Annotated in this window: 6 protein-coding genes and 1 pseudogene; 1 reads left to right on the top strand and 6 read right to left on the bottom strand. The window is 32.2% G+C overall.

All coding sequences use genetic code 11. The annotated features are described in order from the left end of the window. Positions 1-211: 211 nt before the first annotated feature. From FD20_RS11865 to FD20_RS11845, 6 genes and pseudogenes are all read right to left on the bottom strand, one after another. Positions 212-1021 carry a CPBP family intramembrane glutamic endopeptidase gene (locus FD20_RS11865; RefSeq protein WP_057738779.1) on the bottom strand — a complete coding sequence of 270 codons (810 nt, stop codon included), beginning with the start codon at positions 1019-1021 and terminating at the stop codon, positions 212-214. A 606-nt stretch (positions 1022-1627) separates the two neighbouring features. Then, complete coding sequence (locus FD20_RS11860; protein ID WP_057738777.1) at positions 1628-2860, bottom strand: MFS transporter; 1233 nt, start codon at positions 2858-2860, stop codon at positions 1628-1630. Continuing rightward, positions 2860-3090, bottom strand: a complete 231-nt coding sequence (locus FD20_RS13435) for a hypothetical protein (RefSeq protein WP_162255656.1) — start codon at positions 3088-3090, stop codon at positions 2860-2862. The genes FD20_RS11860 and FD20_RS13435 overlap by 1 nt, the downstream gene beginning before the upstream one ends. A 495-nt stretch (positions 3091-3585) precedes the next feature. After that, positions 3586-3992: pseudogene (locus FD20_RS11855) on the bottom strand (recombinase family protein); the annotation flags it as partial. A gap of 77 nt (positions 3993-4069) precedes the next feature. Beyond that, positions 4070-4621: a hypothetical protein gene (locus FD20_RS11850; RefSeq protein WP_057738775.1), complete on the bottom strand. Its 552-nt coding sequence runs from the start codon at positions 4619-4621 to the stop codon at positions 4070-4072. Positions 4622-4717: 96 nt separating this feature from the next. Continuing rightward, a complete protein-coding gene (locus tag FD20_RS11845; RefSeq protein WP_057738773.1) occupies positions 4718-5101 on the bottom strand; it encodes a glycoside hydrolase domain-containing protein in 384 nt (127 codons plus the stop codon). A gap of 221 nt (positions 5102-5322) precedes the next feature. On the opposite strand from FD20_RS11845, the gene FD20_RS11840 reads away from it, so the two are divergent. Further along, the gene (locus FD20_RS11840; RefSeq protein ID WP_057738771.1) at positions 5323-5721 is read left to right on the top strand and encodes a VOC family protein; all 399 of its coding nucleotides are present in this window, start codon (positions 5323-5325) and stop codon (positions 5719-5721) included. Positions 5722-6217: the final 496 nt, after the last annotated feature.

Genomic DNA, 6217 nt, shown 5'->3' with positions numbered 1-6217 from the left:
GACAGAATTAGAACGAGTGTTTAGAAAAAGATGTGCCATTTATTGACATAGGAGCAAGATCAACTAATATATATATGTTCATGGAAAGCCCCCTTAAAACATAAAATTAAAGTGTCGAACCGAGGCATGCTTTATAATGAATTCCATTACTAAAAATCATATTCATACGTCCAAAAATTGAGGTATATTATTGAAGATCACAAGTCCAAAATCAATTATTTTGTTTTTTAGCTGAGTATAATTTAGGTTTACGCGAATTACTTTTTTTTAGCAACTCCCAATTGCCAGGATTATTTACGTCCAATATAGTAATCCCCAAAATTATATACACACACATAATGAAAAAAGAAGTCAATAAATTGCTAAATGTTAAATGCGTAGCAACAGGCGTTCCAATTCCATTGATTATAGTTGCTAAGTAATCAATGAAAAAGTGCATAGCTATCGGAAATAAAACACTACCTTTTCTAACAAACAGACACCCCAAAAAGAAACCCAAACCGATAACTTGAATCATCTGTAACAAGGTAGACGAAATCCCATCAGACCCAGCATTCCCCAGATAATATAAACTAAATAAAGAGCTGGCTATGGCTATCCTTAACAAAACAGATTTAATATTTTTCACAGGAATAGCAGATACCATAAGTTTTCCTGTAATTATGTTTCTAAATATATATTCTTCTGGAATGCTAGCAATAATTCCAATAACAAAAGCACTTTTTATGTTATTTGTGTGATTGCTTGAAAATACGAATAAAATCACAAACATTATGAAAAAAACAACGTATGAATTTCTTCCCAAATTAATTTTCCATCGTACTTTTTCATGAATCAGAATAATATTTAAAACTACTGCAAACAACATTTCAAATAACTTGAAATATATTTCCAATGTTAGATATGATGTTTTAATATGTAACACTTCCATCACGTAAATAGAAAAATAATTATCAAACACCACTATGCTAATCCAAAATATAATTACCTTTCCTAAATCACTTCTAAAATTATGTGTCATAGTTAGAATCCCTCACTTAAAGACTGGCAACCAGATAATAGCAAAAAGCAAATTCTCAGTTACCAATTTTACTCAAATCAAAAAACATGATGCATCCTATACTTAAATCCATACCTTTTAAATAACTTTATTGCTTCTTAGCCCTGAATGCATATCAAAATTAAATTACGATTAATAGCAATAATAATATTGCAATAACATCTTTATCTATCAAAAACGTATGCATAAAACACACAAAAAGCAAAGGTAAATTAATCTGGCTTTGCTCATAAAAGCTAACCACATAATCCTATGGTTTGACAACACCTCATGAACACTCTCTTAAACACTAGCATCTTCAAAATACTTACAATATTATTCGTAACAAGCATTCCTCCATTGCTATTGTATTTAAAGTCTGTTTATTTTCCTATAAAAACTCCATCAATGAAAACACCGACTCTACACACTACCCTTCCCATCTAAAATCAAATTCACTTGATTTAGCCACCTCTTACACTCTCCCAAAAGTTTTGTCTCAAGATTTATACTAACTCCATACGTTAAAATGGATACAATCAATATCATTAACTTGGGGTAACATTTGTTAAAAAGTATTCTTAAAAATCAGGATTCAATATCCACAATATGCAGTGACAGACGACCAAATATTAAGCAGGTCAAACTAACCAAAAAATTAGAAAACCCTCCAATCAATAAAATCTGATAACTTGGAATATCACCTAATACGTTGATAACTAACAGTCCTATTGGATAAGTTCCTATTGAAAGCGCATTATACAAAGTGAATACTTTTCCTTGATTAGTTGTGGGTACTTTATCCATCAAAACGGCGTACATTGTAGCATTGACGTATGGTACGACAAAACCCGACATCAATAATCCTATGATACCTACAAATAGATTGGTAGATGCTGCTACAATAATACTAATTGCAGCACCGAGATAACCGAAAATTAAATTATTATAGTTTTTTCTAAATCCCCCCCTCCAAGAAAAGGTAATCCCGCCTATTAAGGTACCTATAAAAAGTAGGGCACTCAAGAATCCATAAAGTGTATTACTAGTAAGAGAAAATCCTGAGTTCATAGCTAAACTAGAAATATCACTAATCCAATATTTTGAAGTCATTGGTAGTAAAAGCGTAACGATAAAAGGTGCAAAAAGATTACCTGAGGCGTCAAGAATTGCTAAAATTTTTAGATAGTTATCCGACTTAAGAATGGTAATCCCTGTCATTAAATCTTTTATAATAGATTTCCCTTTATGAGTATCTGTCGGTATTGCAAAGAAAAATAATGGGATTGAAATAATAAGATAGGAAATGGCATCTAAAAAAACAACTAATGAATATCCTTCTATTTTTAACAAAAGTGAACCCAAAATTGGCCCAAAAATTTGTGATACTGCTAGTGTACTCTGCGCCAAACCATTAATTCTTTTAATATTTTCTTTCCTTACCATTGAACTCGTTAAGCTAGTTATTAATGGGGTTTTTAAACTATTAACTAACGATTGTGCAATTCCATATACAATTACCTCACCCATCGTCAACTTGTCAAAATAAAATGCATTTAAAAGCAAGAATGTTGCAATGGCCATAATAGTATTAGAAACAATGAGCAATCGTTTTTTCCCTACTCGATCAATTAGTATTCCAGAGAATGGTGATATAACCACCAACGGTAGCATCAAGGCCATATTTACTGCAACTAAAGTACTCACCGTTCCAAATCTATGCCAAGTCCAAATATTCAAGACATAAGTAGTCATATAACTTCCAATCACAGAGATGCATTCTAAAATTAATATTGTAATAAACTCTTTTTCTTTCTTCATTAACCAATACTCCTATCATTTGATTGGTTTAAAAAAGCTATATCCTTCAATTTGCCAACCACATGATCTAGCGCCGTCAGATACTCTGATACCCCAGCAACTTCTTCAACATCATCATTTATTCCTTCGTTTGTCGTAGTGGAAAGCTGATCAATTTCACTTTCAAGATATGGCAATCCTTGTGCCTGCAATGCTGATGACCTGAACTTAGGTACTAACTTTAAAAACACATCTTTTGAAACTAAAGTTGCAAAAAAGCACTCGAACAGAGCTCTTTTCTAATTACATTTTTGTAAATAATAATTTAATTCAAAAAAATCACTAATAGAATGTAATAATTATTAAGATAAAATTGCGAAAAAAATTATTTATTAAAATCCAACTTAGTGACAAGGTATCTAAGATGCTAAAGCCGTTTTTGGATTTAGATATGTTTAGGAATTTGTCTTTTCCGTCTTAAAATTATTTTTACTTTAACAGAATTTATATTTTGTGGAGAATAAGAAAATATTGCACCTAAAAATCTTAATTATATCAATAATCCATGTCAACTTTTTCCATAATTATATATATCCTTTTAAATAAATAATAACATACGATTTAAAAAAATAAGATGGAATTATAATTCTAAACTGCAAAATAATAAAAGCACAACGCAAAAAACGTTACTACTCAAGTCACTGTCGGTGCTTTGAACGGAATTCATCCACGTCTAGCAGCAAGATTTTAGCCAGCTCAATCCCCTGCCGTTGCCGTTTGCGGATTTTACGTCGTTCTTCTTCAGCCGTATATTTGTAGATCTCCAATACCAAATTGGATAACAAAGCTTCCAAATTTTGGCCCTCAACGCCCGCAAAAATTGGTAAGTCCAAAATATTTAGCACGGCGCCTTTATGCCGGACCTCTTCAATAATCTCCGTCAAAGCTCGCGAACTCCGTCCTAAACGATCCAAACCAAGACAACAATCTCATCTTGATCATGAATATATTCCAGCATAGCTTTTAATTGAGGTCGTTCTGCATTCTTTCCCGAAATTTTTTTGGCAAATACTTTTTGCACCTCAGCTTTTTTGAGTGCGTCTAATTGGCGATCTAAGTTCTGTTCAGTGGTACTCACCCGTGCATAATCCAACTTTCATTTCCTGAGTTCTCCTTGGTACATTCAAAAAAACATTTTGAACATCACACTTAATTATGAGCTGCTAAGGATCAATTTATTGGTTGATAGTAGAACGCTGTTTTCGGATCCACTTGTAAATTATGAACATTTTTCAACACTGTGTTTTTAAAAATCCATACCGAACTTTTATCAGGATGCATATTTTTAGTATATACAAAATAATATTTTCTATTAACACGTCTATAAAATAATCCCTCACGTTGATATAGATTAAAAAAATACGTACGTATGGTAAAACTGTGACTTTGTGTAGTGAGTACATAATTTTTTCCATCTATTTTTACTTTGAAGCATTTCGAGTAAAACATCTGTGTTCCATAGACATTTTTAGTTGACCAGTAATTTTCATGTGTATATGCAACCACTAAGAATAGACTTAACCATGTAAAGATCAGTAAAATTTTTGAAATTGTCTTTCTTTTTCGAAAGTGCTTATCAAAATAAAATACTAACAAGGACAAGACGCCAAACACAATAATAGAAACCAATGCTTTAGGCATTTGCAACATTACTTTATTTGAAAAAAACAAAGTCACAACAAAAGCCAATAGAAAAAGCAAGTATTTACCATAGTCTCTCATAGCTATTCTCCTTAAATGATATTATCGCTAAAAAATAAATTATAGGCATTAAGCCTAAAATTCACTTTTGCACAAATTATATCATCGATCAACCAACTATACATTTGCTTCCAATAATTTACGATAAGCTTCAGCTGTTGAAACGCCGCTATCCATTGTTTCTTGACTGTTTGTAAAATATTTTTCTTCATAACCGCCATCTTCATAAATTGGAAAGATGCTCAGACCAGCTGACGTAATCGCTGTAATTTCATCAGCTGTTAGATTCTTAGGGCACTCATTGCTGCCTGTCCCAACTGTTCCAGTAAGGTAGCGGCCTACAATTTCAAAACCTGCATTTTTAAATTTGGCTATTGCTGCTGACGTTAACTGTGTAGCTGTATCGAAGCCCGTTGAATCACGATCCGTATTTCCATTACTTGTTAATAATCCCTTGATAACAGTTAAGTCGGCTGTTTTAGTATAACTTTTGGAATGCATAACATTAAATGATGCCTCTGCAAAGAAGCTACCTCCTTATACTTACATTTTTTTGCAAGCTGTATAATATTTTAAAATATAACACTCGGATAAATTAACAACCTCAAACATCTTATTTGCCTTTTTTGGAAATGATGCGATAATAAAAGCGCATAACAGCCACCTAATTGACATCTATCTTTAAACGTTGCCACGATTTTCTAGGATAAAGGAGCATAATTATGAAAAAAATGATATTTGTGAATTTACCAGTAATTGACATGTCGCGTTCGATCAAGTTTTATGATGCACTGGGGTTTAAGAAAAATGCGGAGTTTTCTAACAAAAACGGCACTGCAATGATGTGGACCGAAAATATTTGGATAATGTTATTGACTCATAGTTTTTACAGTCAGTTTTTAAAGGGGCAGACAATTGCTGACACACAAAAAAGCAATGGTTCTATAACATCGTTTAATTTGGAAAGTATTACCGCAGTCAAGAAGTTCGCACAAACTGCAAAAATAAATGGCGGTACTTTTTATCATGTAGAATTGGGAATTCCTGAGGACCAGATGTACGAACTAGAAGTTAAAGATCCAGATGGCAATCTTTTATCTGTTTCTTGGATGTCTATGTAAATAGTTAATAAAGCTATTGTACAGGAAAATTTTATTCTATTAGGAACGAGCATAATTAGTAAGAAGATAATAAACCTAAAGGTATCCTTTTCTCTTTCTAAAGTCGTCAAAAACGATACTAAGTTACAGTACAACTAAAGCCTAAAATAAAAGCCGCCTACTAACTCGTGATAGTTGAAAAGATGGTTTTTTTGTGGCTATTTTTGATTGTTGATATAGGTCAACAGAGTCAAAAGTCAGCGAATCTCTAATAGACAAGTTAAAAGCTTCTAGGATTCATATGAAGTCAACATCTCAGCCTTTCAAAGCTATAATATGCAGTTAAAGATTAGACTATTTTACTTAATTTTACAATTTTTAACCAAAATTGGTATGTTTTATTCCTATTTCGCGAGCTTCTTCAATTAAGTATTCTTTACTGGTGAAATTTAACTAACACCCTTTGCTCCTATCCTAGTATTTGGTACATAAATTTCTGAACAGTTGTGCCATAATT

Source organism: Liquorilactobacillus uvarum DSM 19971 (genome assembly GCF_001434935.1).
Taxonomy (GTDB): domain Bacteria; phylum Bacillota; class Bacilli; order Lactobacillales; family Lactobacillaceae; genus Liquorilactobacillus; species Liquorilactobacillus uvarum.
This window is presented reverse-complemented; position numbering and strand designations above follow the sequence as displayed.

Coding starts and splice junctions, on each gene's coding strand:
- FD20_RS11865 (WP_057738779.1), bottom strand. CDS start 1,021: ATGACACATAATTTTAGAAGTGATTTAGGAAAGGTAATTATATTTTGG.
- FD20_RS11860 (WP_057738777.1), bottom strand. CDS start 2,860: ATGAAGAAAGAAAAAGAGTTTATTACAATATTAATTTTAGAATGCATC.
- FD20_RS11850 (WP_057738775.1), bottom strand. CDS start 4,621: ATGAGAGACTATGGTAAATACTTGCTTTTTCTATTGGCTTTTGTTGTG.
- FD20_RS11845 (WP_057738773.1), bottom strand. CDS start 5,101: ATGCATTCCAAAAGTTATACTAAAACAGCCGACTTAACTGTTATCAAG.
- FD20_RS11840 (WP_057738771.1), top strand. CDS start 5,323: ATGAAAAAAATGATATTTGTGAATTTACCAGTAATTGACATGTCGCGT.